Genomic DNA, 19,066 nt, shown 5'->3' on the forward strand with positions numbered 1-19,066 from the left:
GCATTCATCTCATTGGCGCGGGCGCGCACTCTGGCGATGCGGAACGGGATAGGCCTGTTCCGATGCATCGCGGGAGTTGACCATGAAGCTCTACCACCACCCCTTGTCGGGCCATGCCCATCGCGCGCGCCTGTTCATCTCGCTTCTGGGGCTGCCTCATGACCTGATCGAGGTCGATCTGGCGGCCGGCGCGCACAGGACGCCCGACTTCCTGGCGCTCAACCCGTTCGGGCAGGTGCCCGTGCTCGATGATGGGGGTATCATCATCCCGGATTCCAACGCGATCCTGGTCTATCTGGCCAAGAAGGCCGGGCGGACGGAATGGCTGCCGGATGACCCGCAAGGCGCCGCCGCGGTTCAGCGCTGGCTGTCCGTCGCGGCGGGCGAAGTGGCCTACGGCCCCGCTGCGGCTCGGCTGATCACGGTGTTCGGCGCCGCTTACGATGCGGATGAGGTCATCGCGCGGGCACATTCTTTCCTGGGCAAGCTGGAGACCCATCTGACGGGGCGACGCTGGCTGGTCGGAGAGGGTCCGACGGTCGCGGACATCGCGATTTACAGCTACGTCGCGCGGGCGCCGGAGGGCAATGTGGACCTTTCGGCCTACACGGCGGTCAATGAATTCCTGCGCCGGATCGAGGGCTTGCCCGGCTTCGTTCCCTTCGCGCAGACACGCGCCGGCCTTGCCGCCTGACCGATTCCTCGCGCTCAACAGGACATTCGAGATGACCAGAACATTGCCAAGTCTGCCGGCGTGGCACGAGGGCGAGACCTTCCTTCAGGAAAAGCTGGGCGTGGCGGAGCGGATGGCGGCCATCGGCGACCGCGTCATTCGCGATGTCATGCCCGATCAGCACCGCGCCTTTTACGCCCAGCTTCCGTTCATCGTGCTGGGCAGCGTCGATGCCGGCGGAGATGCGTGGGCCACGATCCTCACCGGCCGGCCAGGCTTCCTGTCGTCGCCAGACCCGGCAACGCTCGACATCGGCGTACAGGCGGACCCGAGCGATCCGGCCAGCGAAGGCCTGCGCGAGGGCGATTCCATCGGCCTGCTCGGCATCGAGATGCATACGCGGCGCCGGAACCGCATGAACGGTATCCTCGCGCAGACCAGGAAGGGTATGCGGGTGATGGTGGACCAGAGTTTCGGCAACTGTCCGCGCTATATCCAGCTTCGCGATTTCGAGATCGCGAGGGACCCGGGAACGACGTCCGAGGGTATCGTGGAGACGCTGAGTCACCTCGATGCGCCGGCGCGCGGCCTGATCGAGGCAGCGGACACGTTTTTCGTCGCGACCTATGCCGACCGGGGCGGACGCCGGCAGGTCGATGTCTCCCATCGCGGCGGCAAGCCCGGCTTCGTCCGGATCGGGGCGGATGGCACGCTCACCGTACCGGACTTCAGCGGCAATCTGTTCTTCTCGACACTCGGCAACATGGTGCTCAACGGGAAGGCAGGGCTCGTCTTCATCGACTATGAGCGCGGGGATGTGCTGCAGATGACCGGCGACGCGGAGGTGATCCTGGAGTCGCCGCAGATCGACGCATTCGAGGGCGCGGAAAGGCTGTGGACGTTCGAGCCACGCCGCATCGTCCGCCGCCAGGACGCGCTGGCGCTTCGGTGGTCGTTCCGCGAGAATGGCTGGTCGCCCAGCTCGCTCGAGACGGGCGACTGGGCGCAAGCCGCAATTACGTTGCGGAACGCCGCGCCGGGGAACTGACGGGCACGGTCCGAGGAGGGGTGGAGCGGGCATGGATCGCTGGCAGGCCATGCGGATTTTCGTGAAGGTGGCGGAGACGGAGAGTTTTGCCGAAGCCGCCCGCCAGCTTCACATGAGCGCGCCTGCGGTTACCCGCGCGGTGGCGGCCCTCGAGGATCTGATCGGCGCGCGTCTGTTCGTGCGCACCACGCGCTCGGTAAAGCTCACGGAGCCGGGGAGACGCTACCTGGACGACTGTCGGCGTATTCTGGCCGACATTATCGAGGCCGAAGCCGCGGCGGCCGGCTCCTATGCCACGCCGTCCGGAACGCTGTCCGTCACGGCCTCCGTCATGTTCGGGCAGATGTACGTCCTGCCGATCATGCACGAGTTCCTCGCAACCTATCCCTCTGTCTCCGGCAGGCTGCTGTTCGTCGATCGGCCGGTAAACCTGGTCGAGGAGGGCATCGATGTGGCGATCCGCATCGGCCACCTGGCTGATTCCGGGTTCGCCGCCATCAAGGTGGGCTCGGTCCGCCGTGTGGTCTGCGGCGCCCCAGCCTATTTCGAGACCCATGGCATCCCGCTCGTGCCCGCCGACCTCAGGCATCATCGGATCGTCGCCTCGACCAGCGCCTGGGCGTCACCGGCGTGGAGATTCGCACGCGATCAGCGCGTGACGGTCGACAGCTGGCTGCAATGCAACACCAACGATGCCGCGATCGCGACGGCCATGGCCGGCTCGGGATTGACGCGCGTGCTTCACTATCAGATCGGTCCCGCCTTGCTCGACGGCAGGCTGCGGATCGTCCTCGCCGAGCACGAGGACGCGCCGCTGCCGATCCATGTCCTGCATCCCGAGGGCCGTCAGGCGCCGGCGAAGGTGCGGGCCTTCGCCGATCTCGCGGTGGCGCGCCTGCGGGAGAACCGGCTGTTCAACGCCTGACTCAGGCCGCCTGCTCACGCATCGACGGGCCGGCACAACTCCAGGTACATGGCCGCAGGTTCATGGCCCAGGAAGGTCTTGCCCAGCTGTTCGTAGTGCCGGTAGGAGATCAGCGCGTGGTTCGCCGCCTGCTGGGCGTCGCGCAGCTGACGCTCGAGCGGGCTGTCCATGCGGCATCCGGTAGTGCCGGCCGTGTTGTTGATGACGCCGACCACTTCCCGGCAGGTCTGCGCGGCATGAGCGCAGGCGAGCAGGGCGGGCCAGAAATATTCCCAGTCGGGCTGCAGCCGGCCGCCCTTCGCGGGCAGCGGGCCAAGATGCTCCTCCAGCCGGTCCTGCGTCTCCATGACGAAGGCGCGCACCGCCATCAGCTTGGCCTGCGCCTCGCCGACGCGGTACTGGACGACAGCCTGGTCCTTGAGCGTCGTGCTCAAGCCCCACGGCACCTTGCCCATGGCGAGATCGATGAAATTGTCGATGGCGCCCCGGCACACGCCGAGCGCGACGGCCGCCTTGTTGTAGATGGCGTGGGTCGGATTCCGGTAGGTCGGGTTGTCCCAGATCTCGCTGGGCGCCAGCGAGCGGCCCGGCAACAGGCGATCGGGCGGCACGTAGCAGTTTTCCATGCGCACGTCGTGGCTGCCCGAGCCGCGCATGCCGGAGGTGTCCCAGGTGTCGATGATCTCGAACTCGCCTTTGGGCACCATGAACGAGGCTTCGGCGGTCTTACCCGTGTCCTCGTCGGTGCACATGGAGCCCATGAGGAAGTTCCAGGTGGCATTCTGCGAGCCGCTGGCGAAGCTGCCCTGATAGTTCAGGCGCCAGCCATCGCCCTCGCGCCGGGCGCGCCGGCCGGGATTGGGGCCGTTGGCCGGGCCGTGGCCGGAGCAGACCAGCGCATACCAGTCGTCGAAGATGCGCTCGGCGAAGGCGGGCGGCATCTGGCGGATGACCAGCGCGTTGATCTCGGACGAGATCTGGGTGCACCAACCGACAGAGCCGTCGATGGCCGAGACCGCCTCAATGATCTCGATCTGCTGGCGCGCCCGCAGGTCCTCGCCGCCCAGCTCGTCCGGCAGCACGTAGCGATACAGACCGATCTCGGCCATTTCCTTCGATGCCCAGGCGGGCAGATGGCGCAGGCGCTGCGCCTCGTCGCCAGCCGCCGCGAGCTTGTCCCTGATGCCGGCGATCCGCTGCAGCATGGGTGTTTTGGAAATCTCTCTCTGGCGGTCCAGAATCTCGGTGTTCATCATCTCGGTGTCCCTCCCGTTTCAGCATGGCTCCGGCCAAACGCCGCGTGCACGGCGATGACCGGTTCGCGGACGCGCCGGCTCCCCAGCGTGCGCATCCGCCAGCATGCTAACCGCAAGGCGAGCCTGACACTCTTCCTAAATTCGCCGTCTGATCCGTGGCGGGCCGGCGCCAGTACCATGTCGCGTGGCCGACGGGTCGCCATGACGACAGAGGAGCCTTGGGCCGTGATCCAACCCGATTGCCGCAGGAACATCGGCGTGCGCTGATGGCGGGCACACGCACTCTTATCCTGGTCCTTGGCGACCAGTTGACGCCGGCGATCAGCAGTCTCGCGGCAGGCGATCCGGCCCGGGATCGGATCCTGATGGCGGAGCTGCATGACGAGACCACCTATGTGCGCCATCACAAGAAGAAGATCGCCTTCCTGTTCTCGGCCATGCGCCATTTCGCCGACGAGCTGCGGGGCCTCGGCTGGCGCGTGGATTATGTGAGGCTGGACTCGCCCCAGCATCGCGGCGGCTTCACGGCGCAGGTGGCGCACGCGGCCGGCGCGCTGCGGCCCGAGCGGATCGCCGTCACGCAGCCGGGCGAGTGGCGCGTGGCCCGGATGATGAAGGGCTGGCACGAACAGCTGGGCGTGCCGGTCGACATCCTGCCCGATGACCGCTTCCTGTGTTCGCCCGCCGCCTTCGCGGACTGGGCGGCGGGCCGCAAGCAGCTGCGCATGGAGTATTTCTACCGTGACATGCGCCGCCGCACGGGATTGCTGATGGACGGCGACGAACCGGCAGGCGGACGCTGGAACTTCGATGCCGAAAACCGCAAGCCCGCCGACACCGACCTGTTCATGCCGCGCCCGCTGGCCGTTGCGCCGGACGCGATCACGCGGGAAGTGCTGGCGCTGGTCGAGGGGCGGTTCGGCAACCATTTCGGCGACCTGATGCCCTTCCGCTTCGCGGTCCGCCGCGACGATGCCGAAGCGGCCTTCTCGGCGTTCGTCGACACGGCCCTGGCGCGGTTCGGCGATTACCAGGATGCGATGCTGACGGGCGAGCCGTTCCTCTATCACGCCGTCATCGCGCAATACCTCAATTGCGGGCTGCTCGATCCGCTCCGGGTCTGCCGCGCGGTCGAGGACGCGTACCGGACCGGCGCCGTGCCGCTGAACGCCGCCGAGGGATTCATCCGCCAGATCATCGGCTGGCGCGAATATGTGCGCGGTATCTACTGGCTGCGCATGCCGGGGTACGAGCACAGCAACGCCCTCGGTCATACCCGGCCGCTGCCGGATTTCTACTGGACCGCCGAGACGGAGATGGCCTGTGTCCGGGCGGCCGTGACGCAGACCCGCGAGCACGCCTACGCCCACCACATCCAGCGGCTGATGATCACCGGCAATTTCGCCCTGTTGGCCGGGGTCGATCCGCACGCGCTGCACGAATGGTATCTGAGCGTGTATGCGGATGCCTATGAATGGGTCGAGCTGCCGAACACGGCCGGCATGAGCCAGTTCGCCGATGGGGGACTGCTGGCGTCGAAACCCTATGCGGCCAGCGGCGCCTATATCAACCGCATGTCGGACTACTGCCGGTCCTGCCGCTACGACGTGACGTGGCGGACCGGTCCGGATGCCTGTCCGTTCAACGCGCTCTACTGGAATTTCATCGCGCGGCATCGGGAGCTGCTGAGCCGGAACACGCGCATGACGCCGATGCTGCGCACCTATGACAGGTTTTCCGGCGACGAAAGGCAGCGCATCGCGGACAGCGCCGCCGCCTTTCTGGCCACGCTATGACGAAGAAGCGCTACACCAAATCCACGCTGCCGGAGAAGCCATGCGCGGCCTGCGGTCGGCCGTTCGCCTGGCGCAAGAAGTGGGCGCGGGACTGGGACGCGGTGAAGACTTGTTCCGAACGCTGCAAGGGAGAGCTGAGACGGCGGCGGAAGACGACGGCCGTCTAGCACTGGCATGCCCGTGCGCACCCGCTATAGTGCCCGCGAAGCACCAGAGGAGAGCGTTTTCCATGAGCCGCCGCGACAGCCTTGCCGCCGTTGAACGCCGCATCCGCCGCCTCGTGGTTCGGCGCGGCTGGCACATGATGAAGGCAGAGAAACCGGACAAGCGCGTGCTGGCCCATGGCGGCTATATGCTGCGGGACCCGGAAACCTTCGCCATCGTGTTCGGCGACAAGGACTATCCGTACTGCGCCGACCTGGACGATATCGAGGCGTTCCTCGCCAGTCTGGACGAGACGCAGGGCCAATAACCGATCCCGGAAACGCACCAGACCCTCATGACAGCATGCTCCACCATCGCAAAGACGCCTGTCGGTAGACTGACGCTGGTGGCGGGCGGCAAGGGATTGCGCGCCATCCTTTGGCAGAACGACGATCCGGGCCGGGTGAAGATCGGTCCCGTCACCGAGGACGACCATCATCCGGTACTCGTGGAAACGCGGCGGCAGCTCGACGAGTATTTCGCCGGACGGCGGACCCGGTTCGACCTGGCTCTCGATTTCATCGGCACGGACTTCCAGAAGCGGGTCTGGGCAGCGCTGCTGACAATCCCCTATGGCGAGACCAGGACCTATGCGGAGATCGCGGCGGCGCTGGGCAGGCCTTCGGCGGCGCGCGCGGTCGGCGCGGCGAACGGGCGGAACCCCATTTCCATCGTCGCGCCGTGCCACCGCGTCATCGGCACCGGCGGCGCGCTGACCGGGTTTGCCGGCGGACTCGGCGCCAAGCGCTTCCTGCTCGATCTGGAAGGCGCCGGCGCCGTATCCGTGCAACGCGTCCTGCCGCTCTGATCAGGCGACGATGACGTAGTCGGGGTTCGCCACCGCGAAGACCGCGTCGCGGTCCGGCGCGGGCGGGTAGATCCATTTGGTGTTGATCTCCCGCTTGACGGCCTTTCCTTCCTCGCGTGTCAGCTTCACCTGCCGGTCCCAGCCTTCGGTGAAGATCGCGCCCCAAGGGCCGAGATCGAGGCAGGTAACGTATTTCGGCTGGCTGTAGGGATGCAGGGGCAGGCCGACAAGCTCGGCGGCGGCATTATGTCCGGCCACCCGCCCCAGGCTGAGCGCGTGCTGGCATGACATGGACGCGACATGGCCCTCATCGTCCGTCGCCGCCAGCGCCGTGTCGCCGGTGACGAAGATCCCGGGCGCCGCCGGCGCGCGCAGGTAGGAATCCGCCGCGACGCGGCCGAGGGCGTCGTGCTCGCCCGGTATCTGGGCCGCAAGAGCGCTGGCCCGCGCGCCGGCGGTCCAGATCACGGTGCTGGAGGGAATGTATTCGCCGCTCGAGGTCGTCACGCCGCCCGCGTCCACGCCGACCGCGCCGGCCCCGGCGATGATCTCCACGCCGCATTCCGCCATCGCCTCAAGGATGATGGGGCGCGGCACCGGTCCCAGATCCCAGCCGATCGCCGGCGCCCGTTCCAGAACCACGACACGCACTTTCGCGTCCGGTCCCAGGATGCCTTGCAACCGCGCCGGCATCTCGGCTGCCGTCTCGATACCGGTGAAGCCGCCGCCCGCGATCACGATCGTGTTGCGCGCCGGGGTGTCGGGCTGACTGGCCAGCGACGTGAGATGCGCGTGCAAGGCCCGCGCGCTCGCGAGCTGGTCGACGTTGAACGCATGCTCCTTCAGACCGGGGATATCAGGCATGAACAGCCCGCTGCCGGTCGCCAGGACAAAACGGTCATAGGGCAAGGTCGTGGTGGCGCCGTCATTGCCGTGTACGGTTACTTGCCGCGCCGCGCTGTCGATGGCTTCGACTCGGCCAGCCACGTGCCGGACGCCGACGGCGGCCAGCAGCGGCCCCACATCCGGCGCCATCTCGTCGAAGGCGGTTTCATAAAGGCGCGGGCGGATGTGCAGGCTGGGCTCGGGCGAGACGACCGTAATGGCGACGGCCTCGTCCTTGCCGGCCAGGGCGACGGCGCGGGCGGCGGAGAGAGCGGCCCACACGCCGGCAAAGCCGGACCCGGCGATGATAATGTTCTGTGTCATGGCGATCTTCCTTCCGAATGCCGGACAAGGGACGCCCGTTCGCCGCGCACAGGGGTGACGGCGTTCCCGAATGCCGGCGAGGACCGGGATGGGGCAGGATCAGGAAACTGGGTGGTAGAAAGCGGCGGGCGCGGTCAGTCGTCCGCGTCGGCGGTCTTCGATTTCCGGGGTGAGGCGCGGGACCTGGCACGGCCCTCGATCCAGCCCGATACGTCGCCGAAGAAGGCCGGCGGCGCCTTGCGCCCGAACCGGTTCGCCACATCGGCGAGGGTCGTCCGGCCAAGAGATTCCCGCATGGCCTTTTCCGCCTGCAGCATGGCCGCGTGGATGGCGCAGGTGCCCTCCATGGCCCAGCCCGGCGGCTGTCCACCGAACACGGCGCAGCGGCCGCGGATTTCCTGGCAATCGAAGAGGGGCTTGGCGCCCTCGATGGCGTCGACCACCTGCAGGAAGGTGATCTCTTCGGCAGGCCGGGCCAGCCGGTAACCGCCGCGAACACCCTCGCTGGCGGTGACGATGCCGGCCTTCTCCAGCTTGGGGAATATCTTGGCCAGGAAGGAGGGCGAGATGCCCTGCAATTCGGCCAGATCCCGGCTGCTCAGCGGCGTGTCGCCCGAGCCGACCAGGAAGAGGAGACAGTGGATGCCGTATTCGACGCTTGATGTGATATGTGCCATAACGCGGACCATAACAGTCCGCGTTATGAGGCGCAAGCATTAAACGCAGACTAATATTGTCCGCGTTTGTAACGCCGCCTCTGTTGCTCCGCCGCGCGCCCGGTGGTAAAAACACCCCGTTCCATTCGCAGCAGAGGAGGGCCTCAGTGATCGACCAGACCGCCACGCGCCTTCCGGGCAAAGCGTCAGCCGGCACAGCCGGAGCCTGAAGCGTCCCTGGTCCGGCATTCATCCCGGACCATTTTCCACAGACTGCAATGGAGACGGCGCCTGTCGCGCGCCGGATTTCGACATCATGACACGTAAAGACACCAAGAGCCGCGCTGGCATCATGCGGGCCGTTCTTCCCTTCGTTTTCGCCCACTGGGCGCGGCAACGCGGCAAGGCGATTTTCATCGGCGCGACCATCTCGGCCGCCACCGTGACCGAAGTCTTCGTGCCCATGGTCGCCGGCAAGCTGATCGACGCGCTGGCGGCCGACGCGCGCGGCAACGTGCTGCCGCTGTTCGCGCTCATGGCGGTGCTCGGGCTCGTCATGATGGCGCTGCGGCATCTGGCGTGGATGGGCGTGGTGTCCTTTACCCTGAGGATCATGCAGGACGTGGCGGCCGAGGCGTTCCGGCGGGTCCAGCGCTTTTCCACGGACTGGCACGCCAACAGCTTCGCCGGCTCGACCGTGCGCAAGATTTCGCGGGGCATGTGGGCACTCGATCTGCTGAACGACGTGCTGCTGCTCGCCCTGCTGCCGTCGCTGGTGGTGCTGGCGGGGACCGTGGTCCTGCTGGGCTGGCACTGGCCGCTGCTGGGCGTGGTCATCGGCGTCGGCGCCGTGCTCTACGTGGCGCTCACCGTCGTGCTGGCGACCCGCTGGGTCGCGCCCGCCGCGTCCATCTCCAACGCCTGGGATACACGGATCGGCGGCGTGCTGGCCGACGCGGTGGGCAGCAACGCCGTCGTCAAGGCGTTCGGCGCCGAGGAGCGTGAAGAGGCGCGTCTGTCGTGGCATATCGCCAAATGGCGGCGCCGCACCCGGCGCACCTGGGTGCGCGGCACATGGTCCGGCACGATTCAGATCGGTCTGCTGTGGGCGGTGCGCACGGGGCTGGTGGGCAGCGCGCTCTGGCTGTGGTTCGCGGGTCACGCCACGCCGGGCGAGGTGACCTATGTGCTGACCAGCTACTTCATCCTGCATGGCTATCTGGTGAATATCGGCCAGCATGTGAACCATCTTCAGCGCTCGATCAACGAGCTGGAGGAGCTGGTCGCCATCCACCGCGAACCGCTGGGCATCGACGACCGGCCCGACGCGCGGGAGATCCGTATCGAGGCCGGAGAGATCCGTTTCGATCACGTCACCTTCCGCTATGGCGGCCACGCGACGCCCCTGTACACCGATCTGTGCGTCACGATCCCGTCCGGTCAGCGGGTCGGGCTGGTCGGCCATTCCGGGTCCGGCAAGACCACCTTCGTGAAGCTGCTCCAGCGGCTCTATGACGTCACCGAGGGCCGGGTGCTGATCGATGGGCAGGACGTGCGGCAGGCGAGCCAGCGCTCGCTGCGGTCGCAGATCGCCATCGTCCAGCAGGAGCCGATCCTGTTCCATCGCACGCTGCTCGAGAACATCTCCTACGCGCGGCCAGGCGCATCCCAGGCCGACGTGGAACGTGCCGCGCGGCTGGCCAACGCCCATGATTTCATCGCCCGGCTGCCGCGCGGGTACGCCACGCTGGTCGGCGAACGCGGCGTCAAGCTGTCCGGCGGCGAGCGGCAGCGGGTGGCGCTGGCTCGGGCATTTCTGGCGGACGCGCCGGTCCTGATCCTGGACGAGGCGACCTCCAGCCTGGATTCTGATTCCGAAGCGCTGATCCAGGAAGCCATGGACCGGCTGATGAAGGGACGCACCTCGATCATCATCGCCCACCGGCTGTCGACCGTGCGCACCCTCGACCGCATCCTGGTGTTCGACCACGGCCGGATCGTGGAAGACGGCGACCATACATCGCTGGTGACCCAGCAGGACGGCATCTACCGCCGGCTGTTCGAGCGCCAATCCGGCCGGCTGAATGCCCATGAGGTGCTGATCGACGCGTGACCGACCGGCGCAAGGGTATTTCAAGGCACATATGTTCATGTTATGTTCTCAACATGCCTGCGCCCGTCACACAACTCTGCCTGGCCGGAATGGATCGCCCCGCGCGCGACCACCTGTTCTTTGCGCTGTTGCCCGATCCGCAGGCCGCCGAAGCCGCCAGTGCCGTGGCCAGCCGTATCAGGCAAGAGAATGGACTTTCCTGCAAGCCGGTCGATCCGGCGCGCCTTCACGTGACCTTACAGGTCCTCGGTGCGTATGACGGCGTGCCGCGCGGAATCGTGGCCAAGGCCAGGGATGCCGCCGCGCGGATCACCAGCACCCAGTTCGCTGTGGATTTCACGCGGGCCTGCAGCTTCGGGGGCGAGGCGGGGCACAGCCCCTTGGTGCTGCGTGCCGGCAGTTCTCTGCCCACATTGGTCAAGTTCCACACGGCGTTGCTCGGCGGCATGGCGCAGGCTGGAATGAAGGCCCGCCGCGCGCGCTTCACGCCGCACATGACGCTCTTCTATGGCGCGCCGGTGATGGCGTCCGAAACCGTCGCTGCGGTAAAGTGGACCGCGACGGATTTCGTGCTGATCCACAGCATCTTCGGCGAGGGCAGGCATGTCAGGCTGGGACGCTGGCCGCTACGACGCGTGGAGGCCGCGGAGGGCATGGCGGCGGCCGCCGCTACAAGCGTTTCTCCATCGCAAAATTATGGATCGGAACAGAGTCCAGCGTGAAGTCACGGCGCGCGAGTTCGGTGAAGCCGTGCCGCAGAAGCAGCCGACGAGCGGCTTCGCTCGCCTCCGTGTACAGCCTCGCGATCCCTTGGGCCCGCGCTTCCGTCTCGATCCGCTCAAGAAGCGCGGCAGCAACGCGGGTGCCTGCCACCTCGGGCACGCAATAGAGCAGGTCGATATGGCCATCGGGCTCAAGGTCGCAAAATCCCACGCGCTGATCCTCCTCGCCGAGGGCGACGATCACGACACGGCCGTCGCCCAGACGGGCCGCCATGGCATCAGGACCTGGCGCGCGCCCCGCCCACGCGCTGACCTGATCCGGCCTGTAGTCACGCGGACCGAGGCCGAGGACTGATCTCACATACACGCTGGAGAGGGCAGGCGCATCGGCCGGCGCATAACGCCGCAGACGCATCAGGGGATCGCAAGGACGATGAGGACGGCGCCGCCGATGGCGACCGCGTCCTCGATCAGGGCGGCGGGCCGGTCGCGGCCGAATGACCGCGCCATGCGCGCCCGGGCCGCCGCGCCGCCCAGGGTTCCCGCAACCGCCCCCAGAACACCGATGACCACCCCCAAAGCCATTATGCCGCCCGCGGCACCGATCGCCGCGCCCGCCAGACCGCCGCTCAACAGCCGGGCGCCGAACTGCATCGGCACCTTGCGGCTTGGTGTACCGGGCAACTGGTCCACCACAAGTTCGCCAATCGCCATGATGATGAGCACCCAGGCGGTAATGCCGGAGCCAAGAAAGGCGAGGGGCATGCCCGCAAGCGGCAACCATCCCAGATGGGCGGCCCAACTCACCGCGGCCGGCGCCGTCATGGTACGCAGGCCGGCCACGACGCCGATCAGGAAGGCGAGGAGATAGAGGGTCATCTGGTGCCTCCGTACGGGCGGATACTCATTACGGGCAGGATAGCCCGTGGCCGATGACAACACTGTAAAAATGCGTGGCGATACCGGGTCGGCAGCATGGAATTCCGGTGATACTGTGCGACGAATAATCCACCAATCATGCTGCGGTCGAAAAGCACGCGCGATGACAGACCTGGATCCCTCAGCCGCGCTGCTCGGGCCACTTTCCTACCATCAAGCCATCGTCGCGTATCTGCGGACCGAGGAACCAGAAATCTGGTCGTGGGCGACTTCGGCCCGGGTATGGGACGATGAAGCGGCGGAAACGCGGGCTCTCCTGCTGCGCGACACCTATCGCCTCGACCCGGAATCACATTCCGAGGTGCATACCGCATGCCGAGCGGCCATGAAGACGTTGGACATCCAGGCGCCGCTCACCCTCTATCAGGCTGGCGATGGCGCCATGAATGCCGCGCTCTGGTATATTCCGGGCGAGGTTCACCTGGTGTTCTTCGGCCCGGTACTGGAAAAGCTGTCCCCGACGGAACTGCTGGCCCTTCTGGGGCACGAGTTGGCGCACTACCGGCTCTGGTCGTTGGAGGACGGGGCATTCCACGCGGCAAGCCGGGTTCTCGATCATGCGCTCGACTATCCCGGCGCCGCCGCCAGTCACCATGAGACCGCGCGGTTGTTCCGGTTGAACACGGAACTTTATGCCGATCGTGGCGGTGCCTTGGCGGCAGGCAGCATCGCTCCGGCCATTGGCGCATTGGTCAAGATCATGACGGGTCTCGGCACCGTCGACACGGACGCTTACCTCCGGCAGGCGATGGAACTGGACGGGGCCGAAGCAGGGACGTCGGGGATATCGCATCCCGAAACTTATATCCGCGCGCAGGCCTTGGAAAAATGGTGGCGCGGCGAAGCGCGGCTTGACGAGTGGATCGACCGGCGGGTCGCCGGGCCGCTGTCTCTCTCACAGCTCGATCTGCCGCGTCAGAAAGAACTGACGGCATTGACGCGTGGCTTTCTTTCGCGGCTGCTCTCCGACCCTGCCTTGCGGCCCGAAGCGGCGGTTATCCAGGCAAAGCGGTATTTCCCCGACTGGGGGGAGGAGGAGCCCGGCATCGAGCCCGCAATTCTGAAGTCCGACAGGCTGGACAGGTCGGTTCGCGACTATCTTATCGCCGTCATTTTCGACCTCGCCATGGCGGACCCGGATCTGAAGGGCGAAATGCTAGCAGCCGGCGCACGGGCGGCACACGGCTTCGATGGACTGGACCTTTACCGCGCGGCGCTGAAGCGCGATCTGGGGATGTCCAAGCCTGCCATAGACAAGCTGCTGACGCGCGCCGGGAAGGGCGGCGGATGACAGAAAGCCCCAGAACATTTCGCCAGGTGACCGCCGCGCATGGCGGCGTGCTTCCCGTTCAGGACCTGCTCCACCTCTTCGCGCCCCTGATGCGGGCCGTCGTGATACTGCATGAAAACGGCCGGGTCGCGGCTCTCGCGCCGGACGATATCGTCGAGCAAGCCGATGGATCGCTGGCGTTGGCGAAACCCGGCGGGCTGGAGCCACGGTTCAACGATGAGAAATTGCGCGATATCCAGCCCCATGCCGAGTCAGCCCTGAAAATAGTCGGCGAATATCGTGTCACCACGGGCGCCGGCAGGGGCAGCATGGTGGAAGACCTGGACGCTGAAATCAGCGGTGACGGGGCGGTGACGAAGCCGATCTATCTGCGCGCCTATGCCTGCTGGGAACAGCGCATCGGTCACCATGACGAACTCACGGATGTCTTCTGCCTGGGACTTTTGCTGGCCAGCCTCGCTTGCGGGCTCGACTTCGAGGACGAAGATGACGTCGCTCGGTTCTCCGCCAACCGGGGAAACCTTTTCGCGCTGAACAGATCACTTCACCCCGTCGTCGCGTCGCTTGTCGTCGAGATGACCATGCTCAACCGGCACGAGCGCGCGAGCGACCTGATCAATCTGGCCCGCCGGCTCGAGGATTACCGGGATCAGCCCGTTGGTCTCGACGTGGACCGCGTGCTGTCCCAGGCCACTGGTGCGCGGGGACGCCGCGGCGCGGTGCTGGAGCATCTGCGGGACCGGCTGTTCGATCTGTCCCGGCGTAACAGGCTGATCCATTTCAGGCCGACCCAGGCCAGCGTGAACCTGACCGTCGCCAGCGTGCCCATCGTTCTGCGGCTCGAGTCCGTCAAGGCCGAGGAGCTCTGCACCTGGGAGAGCCGCTTCGCTTCGGATGTTCTTGGCGGCGGGCACGTGTCGCTGGGCAAATGGCTCCGGTTCGAGGACCAGCCCTACCTGCCGTCCGCGTTCGACCGCATCCTGCAGGAGGCCCGCAGGGATCGCGCGGAGTATGGCTTCAGTCACCTTCGACTGGTCGTCGCCTTTCTCCGCTGGCACAATCTGAAGGAAGCGCCCGACGAGCGCATCGTATCGCCCCTGTTGTGGTTGCCCGTCGAGGTCACCAAGAAGAAGGGTGTCCGCGACCAATACATACTGCGCTGCGCCGAACCTGAGGCGGAGTTCAATCCCGCGCTTCGGCACCATCTTCGCCAGCTGTATGACATCGACCTGCCCGAGACGATCAACCTCACCCAGGTCTCGCTCGCCGATATACATGCCGAACTGTCGGCTCAGATCCAGCGCAGCGAACCCGGCGTCAGGCTCAATCTGCAGACGAGGCCGGAAATCCGTCTGATCCATGAAAAGGCGGTGCAGCGGTTGCGCCAGTTCCAGCGCCGGCGCGAAAACCGGGGGCGAGGTGAACCCGTCGCGCGCCCGGATTTCAGCTACGAGCAGGATGATTATCGGCCCCTTGGCCAAGCACTGTTCGAAAAATTCGTCCGTCCGAGCCCGTTGCCGCAAAGGATCGCGGTGGGCGCGGCACTGCCGCCGCGTGCGCAAAGGATGGCGGCCCAGGCAGGCGAGGCGGAGTCCAAGGCCTATGCGCTCGCGGGCGGCGAGGGCCACCGTTTTTCGTGGGAGATCGATCTCACGCAGGTCACGCTCGCGAACTTCAACTACAAGAAGATGTCGCTGGTCCGCGACTACACGCAGTTGATCGACGACCCAGCACCGCAACCTTCGTTTGACCGGATATTCTCGATCGAGCCGCGTGCCCTGGACAGGGAACTACCGCCAACGTTGCCCGCGGCCGAACAATGGAGCGTCGTGCCCTCCGACGCGACACAGGATGCCGCCGTCGCGCTCGCCCGCACCGGGCGCAGCTTCATCATCCAGGGGCCACCCGGCACGGGCAAATCCCAGACCATCACCAATCTGATCGCCGACTTCGCCGCCCGGGGCAAGCGGGTCCTGTTTGTGTGCGAAAAGCGCGCGGCCCTGGATGTCGTGTTCAACCGGTTGCGTCAGGCCGGTCTCGAGGGGCTAGCCTGCCTGATCCACGACTCCCAGGAAGACAAGAAAGGCTTCGTCCTCGATCTGAAGGATCGCTACGAGACCTGGGTGAAGGGAGACGATCAACTCGACCATCATCAGGCGGTAAGGCAACGCACGCTCGAGGCGCTTGATCGCCATCTGGGGCGCATCGAGGAGGTCGAGCAAGCCATGCGGCACGTGCCGGAGGCGGCGGGCGCCAATCTCCGGACGCTCATACGGCGGCTGCTCGCGCTGCCTAGCCCCGAAGACGCGGGTCCGGCGATCCGCGAACGTCTGCCTTCGCTCGGCGAATGGGACCGTCATGGCGCGCTGATCGTGCGCGTGTATCGCTCCATGACCGAGTCCTTCGGGCTCGATAGCCTGGCGGCACACCCGGTTGCCCGCGTCTCCGCCGCCACCGTGGCGGGCGAACGGTGCTATGCCGAGGTCGAGCATTTCGTCGGCGAGGCCGAACGACTCCTCGACCTACTGGATGCCTGGTTCGAACACGAAGGCGTACCGATGTCGCCGGCGCTAGGTCTCGATGATGCTCTCGAACTGACGCGAGGTGCGCGGGAGGCCGCCACGTTGAACCTGGCGGGCAATCTGGCGCTGCTAGAGGTGTCTTCTTCAGCGTCGGCCGAAATGGCTGCGCGACGATCCGACATACTCGCACGCGAGACGGCTCTGGCGGCCGCGGCGGAGGCTGCCCGTCACTGGCGCGATCCCTTGAGCGTTGACGATACACGCCGTGCGCTGGAGCAGGCGCGCGATCAGGAACCCTCGTTCTTCAAATTTCTCAGCGGTTCCTGGCGTAAGCTCAAACGCACCGTCACCCAGCGCTATGATTTTTCGGCGCATGCCGTGGCACCGAGCATAACCGATGCGCTGGCACGCCTCGCGGACAAGCAGTCCGCCGATACCGAGCTGCGCCAGGCCGGCGCGGCGCTCGACCAGCGTTTCGCCACGCCGGACGCCGCCGCGCTGTCGGCTTTGGCGCAGGCCTGGAGGGAACGGCCCCATCCTGTCGTCGGCCGGCTCATCGCGATGGCGAAGGCCAGCGGCGATCCGTCGGAGCTCATCACCGACACGGCAAAAGCCGCGCCGACAGTGGAGGCGCTGCACGATTTGTGCCTGCGTCACCTGGATGGAGCAGGGCATCTGTCCCTCGAAGATCTCGCCGAGCTCGTGCGCGACCTGCGCGAGGGGCTCGCCGATCTGCCCGACCTGCTTCCCCTGCTGCGCGCCATCGACGAGGCTGGACCACGGCTGTCGTTCGTCCTCCGGTCGCTCGCGCTCGCACCCGAGGCCATGGAGGCGCTGATCGTCGATGAAGCCATCGCCGCCATCCTCAGGGCCGAACCGGCCCTGCACCGCTTCGATACCGCCGAGCTTGCGTCCAGCGCACGGCGTGCGGCTCGCGCCAAGGAACTGCTCCACGACCAGAACGCCGCCGCGATCCGGGCGCTCTGCCAGCGGCAATTTCTCGAGCACGTCAAGCAGTCCGCCATGTCGGTCACCCAGCTGGACGGGGCCGGCCGCCAGTTCAAGAAGCTCTACGCCACCGGCCGGCGCGAACTGGAACATGAGTTCGGTAAGACCATGCGCTTCCGCTCGATCCGCGATCTGGCGAGCAGCGAGACCGGCGCGGTCGTTATCGACCTGAAACCCATCTGGCTGATGAGTCCGCTTTCGGTATCCGATACGCTGCCGCTGGCCCCTGATCTGTTCGATGTCGTGGTGTTCGACGAGGCAAGCCAGATCCCGATGGAAGAAGCCGTTCCCGCCCTCTGCCGCGCGCCGCAGGTAATCGTCGTCGGCGACGAGATGCAGCTGCCGCCCACCAGCTTCTTTGCCTCGGCGCGTGACGAGGATGAGATGCAGGTCACGGCGGAGGAAGAGGGCGAGGCCGTCACCATCGTGCTGGACGCGGAAAGCCTGTTGAACCAGGCAGCGCGCAATCTTCCCGCGACATTGCTGGCCTGGCACTATCGCAGCCGCTCGGAAGCGCTGATCAGCTTCTCCAACGCGGCGTTCTATGACGGCAGGCTGGTCACTGTTCCCGATCGGAATTTCGGAAGCAGCAACGCCGACTCCCGCCCCATCCGGTCGGACGATGTCGAGATGGCTGCGGGCGCGGCGAGCCGGGTGCTGGACAGGGCCATCAGCTTCCACACCGTTGCGGATGGAGTCTATGACAAGCGCGCCAATCCGCCCGAAGCACGGACTATCGCCCATATGGTGCGCGACCTGCTGGCCCGCGAGAACGACCTGAGCATCGGGATAGTCGCATTCTCCGAGGCGCAGCAGAGCGAAATCGAAGCCGCGCTTGAGTCTCTGGGCGAGCATGACAGCGCGTTCGCGGCCAGGCTCGAGCGGGAATATGTTCGGGAAGAAGACGGTCAGTTCAACGGACTGTTCGTGAAAAATCTGGAGAACGTCCAGGGTGACGAACGGGACATCATTCTCCTCAGCATCTGCTACGCCCCAGGCGCGGATGGCCGCATGCCGATGAATTTCGGCCCCATCAATCAACGGGGCGGTGAAAAACGCCTCAACGTGATTTTCAGTCGGGCCCGTCGCCACATGGCGGTGATCTCGACCATCCGCGCCGAGGCCATCACCAATACGCACAATGACGGTGCGCGCGCCCTTCGGACATTCCTTGCATTCGCCGAGGCCCAGGATCGAGGCGACCTGACGCATGGCCAGGCGATTCTGGCGACCTTGAACCCGGATGCCGAGCGAGTCTTCGCCCGCGGCGCGCCCGCCGACGCGTTGCGCGCCGCGATCGCGGAGGCATTACGTCAGCGCGGGCATGAGGTTCGCGCCGATGTCGGGAGCGCCACGTTCCGCTGTGACCTCGCCGTCGTGGATCCGGACGGGACATCCTATCGTCTCGCGATCCTGCTCGATAATTTGACCGTGGGCGATACCTATGAGCGCTTCGTGTTCCAGCCCACATTGCTACGCCGCTTCGGCTGGCGGGTGATCGATATTCCCTCGTCGAGCTGGCTGCGTGATCCCGAAGCCGTCATCGACCAGATCGAACGTGCCCTTGAGCAGGTCGAGGACACGGACGACGATCCGTTCGATCTGTCGATCCCGTTACCCGCGATGGCGCCATCGGCTCCAAGCACCAAGGCGTCCGCCACGCTTCCGACAGAGACGCAGGACTTCACCGAACTGCGTCTTCAGCAGGGACGGTCGGACAAGTTCTGGAAAGTGGCCGTTAACGGCCCGGAGATGACCGTGATGTACGGCCGAACGGGAACCAAAGGCACGACCCTGGTCAAGGTCTTCGACAGCGCCGAACGCGCCGAGCGTGAAGCCCGGAAGCTGATGCTGGAAAAAACGCGCAAGGGCTACGAGCAGACAGGCTGACGCCGC

At 66.2% G+C, this 19,066-nt stretch carries 15 protein-coding genes and 1 pseudogene; 11 read left to right on the top strand and 5 right to left on the bottom strand.

All coding sequences use genetic code 11. The features are described 5' to 3' along the window. Nucleotides 1–82: 82 nt before the first annotated feature. The 3 genes and pseudogenes from WJU17_RS03055 to WJU17_RS03065 all read left to right on the top strand — a co-directional run bounded on the left by WJU17_RS03055 (nt 83) and on the right by WJU17_RS03065 (nt 2,646). Nucleotides 83–694, top strand: a complete 612-nt coding sequence (locus tag WJU17_RS03055; protein WP_346325868.1) for a glutathione S-transferase — start codon at nt 83–85, stop codon at nt 692–694. 31 nt (nt 695–725) lie between these two features. Next, nucleotides 726–1,688 (top strand): annotated as a pseudogene (locus WJU17_RS03060) (pyridoxamine 5'-phosphate oxidase family protein); the annotation flags it as partial. Between the two features lie 64 nt (nt 1,689–1,752). Beyond that, complete coding sequence (locus WJU17_RS03065; protein WP_346325869.1) at nt 1,753–2,646, top strand: LysR family transcriptional regulator; 894 nt, start codon at nt 1,753–1,755, stop codon at nt 2,644–2,646. A 14-nt stretch (nt 2,647–2,660) separates the two neighbouring features. Here WJU17_RS03065 and WJU17_RS03070 read toward each other — a convergent pair whose 3' ends face one another. Continuing rightward, nucleotides 2,661–3,902, bottom strand: a complete 1,242-nt coding sequence (locus WJU17_RS03070; RefSeq protein ID WP_346325870.1) for an acyl-CoA dehydrogenase family protein — start codon at nt 3,900–3,902, stop codon at nt 2,661–2,663. A 266-nt stretch (nt 3,903–4,168) separates the two neighbouring features. On the opposite strand from WJU17_RS03070, the gene WJU17_RS03075 reads away from it, so the two are divergent. From WJU17_RS03075 to WJU17_RS03090, 4 genes are all read left to right on the top strand, one after another. Beyond that, nucleotides 4,169–5,698, top strand: a complete 1,530-nt coding sequence (locus WJU17_RS03075) for a cryptochrome/photolyase family protein (protein ID WP_346325871.1) — start codon at nt 4,169–4,171, stop codon at nt 5,696–5,698. Continuing rightward, nucleotides 5,695–5,865: a DUF2256 domain-containing protein gene (locus WJU17_RS03080; protein WP_346325872.1), complete on the top strand. Its 171-nt coding sequence runs from the start codon at nt 5,695–5,697 to the stop codon at nt 5,863–5,865. The genes WJU17_RS03075 and WJU17_RS03080 overlap by 4 nt, the downstream gene beginning before the upstream one ends. A gap of 62 nt (nt 5,866–5,927) precedes the next feature. Then, complete coding sequence (locus tag WJU17_RS03085; protein ID WP_346325873.1) at nt 5,928–6,170, top strand: hypothetical protein; 243 nt, start codon at nt 5,928–5,930, stop codon at nt 6,168–6,170. Between the two features lie 27 nt (nt 6,171–6,197). Next, a complete protein-coding gene (locus tag WJU17_RS03090; protein ID WP_346325874.1) occupies nt 6,198–6,710 on the top strand; it encodes a methylated-DNA--[protein]-cysteine S-methyltransferase in 513 nt (170 codons plus the stop codon). On the opposite strand, the gene WJU17_RS03095 is transcribed toward WJU17_RS03090, so the two are convergent. Together WJU17_RS03095 and WJU17_RS03100 are read right to left on the bottom strand one after the other, a co-directional pair. Then, nucleotides 6,711–7,919, bottom strand: a complete 1,209-nt coding sequence (locus WJU17_RS03095) for an FAD-dependent oxidoreductase (RefSeq protein WP_346325875.1) — start codon at nt 7,917–7,919, stop codon at nt 6,711–6,713. A gap of 134 nt (nt 7,920–8,053) precedes the next feature. Further along, nucleotides 8,054–8,596: an Rrf2 family transcriptional regulator gene (locus WJU17_RS03100; protein WP_346325876.1), complete on the bottom strand. Its 543-nt coding sequence runs from the start codon at nt 8,594–8,596 to the stop codon at nt 8,054–8,056. 295 nt (nt 8,597–8,891) lie between these two features. On the opposite strand from WJU17_RS03100, the gene WJU17_RS03105 reads away from it, so the two are divergent. Further along, nucleotides 8,892–10,688 carry an ABC transporter ATP-binding protein gene (locus tag WJU17_RS03105; RefSeq protein WP_346325877.1) on the top strand — a complete coding sequence of 599 codons (1,797 nt, stop codon included), beginning with the start codon at nt 8,892–8,894 and terminating at the stop codon, nt 10,686–10,688. Next, nucleotides 10,685–11,410 carry a 2'-5' RNA ligase family protein gene (locus WJU17_RS03110; protein WP_346325878.1) on the top strand — a complete coding sequence of 242 codons (726 nt, stop codon included), beginning with the start codon at nt 10,685–10,687 and terminating at the stop codon, nt 11,408–11,410. The genes WJU17_RS03105 and WJU17_RS03110 overlap by 4 nt, the downstream gene beginning before the upstream one ends. Here WJU17_RS03110 and WJU17_RS03115 read toward each other — a convergent pair. Both WJU17_RS03115 and WJU17_RS03120 read right to left on the bottom strand, forming a co-directional pair. Beyond that, a complete protein-coding gene (locus WJU17_RS03115; protein WP_346325879.1) occupies nt 11,358–11,825 on the bottom strand; it encodes a GNAT family N-acetyltransferase in 468 nt (155 codons plus the stop codon). The two genes, WJU17_RS03110 and WJU17_RS03115, sit on opposite strands and share 53 nt — an antisense overlap. Further along, nucleotides 11,825–12,289, bottom strand: a complete 465-nt coding sequence (locus WJU17_RS03120) for a DUF4126 domain-containing protein (protein ID WP_346325880.1) — start codon at nt 12,287–12,289, stop codon at nt 11,825–11,827. Before WJU17_RS03120 ends, WJU17_RS03115 begins: the two co-directional genes overlap by 1 nt. A gap of 46 nt (nt 12,290–12,335) precedes the next feature. On the opposite strand from WJU17_RS03120, the gene WJU17_RS03125 reads away from it, so the two are divergent. After that, the gene (locus WJU17_RS03125) at nt 12,336–13,640 is read left to right on the top strand and encodes a M48 family metalloprotease (RefSeq protein ID WP_346325881.1); all 1,305 of its coding nucleotides are present in this window, start codon (nt 12,336–12,338) and stop codon (nt 13,638–13,640) included. Next, the gene (locus WJU17_RS03130; protein WP_346325882.1) at nt 13,637–19,060 is read left to right on the top strand and encodes an AAA domain-containing protein; all 5,424 of its coding nucleotides are present in this window, start codon (nt 13,637–13,639) and stop codon (nt 19,058–19,060) included. The genes WJU17_RS03125 and WJU17_RS03130 overlap by 4 nt, the downstream gene beginning before the upstream one ends. Nucleotides 19,061–19,066: the final 6 nt, after the last annotated feature.

It is taken from the genome of Iodidimonas sp. SYSU 1G8 (genome assembly GCF_039655775.1).
Lineage (GTDB): Bacteria > Pseudomonadota > Alphaproteobacteria > SMXS01 > SMXS01 > RI-34.